The sequence below is a fragment of the Acidisphaera sp. L21 genome (assembly GCF_009765685.1).
Classification (GTDB): Bacteria; Pseudomonadota; Alphaproteobacteria; order Acetobacterales; family Acetobacteraceae; genus LMUY01.
In genome coordinates this window covers 1-703 of sequence record NZ_LMUY01000057.1, presented here as the reverse complement: position 1 = coordinate 703, position 703 = coordinate 1, and the positions used below count along the sequence as shown (strand labels likewise).

The 703-nt window shown below is 69.4% G+C and carries 1 protein-coding gene and 1 pseudogene; one reads left to right on the top strand and one right to left on the bottom strand.

Annotated features, from left to right (window positions below):
* Positions 1-420 (top strand): annotated as a pseudogene (locus tag GSQ76_RS11680) (mannitol dehydrogenase family protein); the annotation flags it as partial.
* Positions 421-435: 15 nt separating this feature from the next.
* Here the strand turns inward: GSQ76_RS11680 and GSQ76_RS11675 are convergent.
* Positions 436-703 (bottom strand): acyltransferase family protein (locus tag GSQ76_RS11675; protein ID WP_408836495.1); only part of this gene is annotated, 268 nt, incomplete at its 5' end.

The following is a 703-nucleotide window of genomic DNA, read 5'->3' as shown; positions in this document are numbered from 1 at the left end:
GTGGCCTATCGCCAATCCCTGCTCGTCCGCTTCCGCAACCCGGCGCTGCAGCACCGCACCTGGCAGATCGCCATGGATGGCTCACAGAAACTGCCGCAGCGCATCCTCGGCACCATTCAGGACCGCCTGGACCGAGGCCTGCCAATCGGCGCCCATGCCCTGGTGGTGGCCGGCTGGATCCGCTACGTCACCGGCACCGACGAGGCCGGGAAGTCGATCGACGTGCGCGACCCCATGGCCGCCGGCCTCGCGACCATCGCGCAGCAAGCAGGCCCAAACCCCGATCGATTGGCCGATGGCTTCCTCACCTTGCGCCCCGTCTTCGGCCCGCTGGGCGACGACCCGCGCCTGCGCGGCGCCGTCACCACCGCGCTGCGTCGCCTATACGCCGTGGGCGCCCGGCGTGCGGTTCAGCCCTAGCGGCTTGGTGCGGTCTCAAATTGCGTTCAGCCACCGCCGCGCCGGCTGCTCCACGCCGACATAGGTGAGGCTGGCCAAACCCAGCGTCAGCGCCGCCGTGCAAACCACCGCAATCGCCCAGCCGCCCGGCACGCCGGCGAACCAGCCCGCCAGCACGTCGCGAACCGGCAGCAGCGCGACGTGCACCAGATAGATTGAGTAGGAGATCACCCCAAGCCGCCGCGGCAAGGGTGATGCCAGCACACGTGCCACGCCGGAGGTATCATAGCATAACCCTAGGACG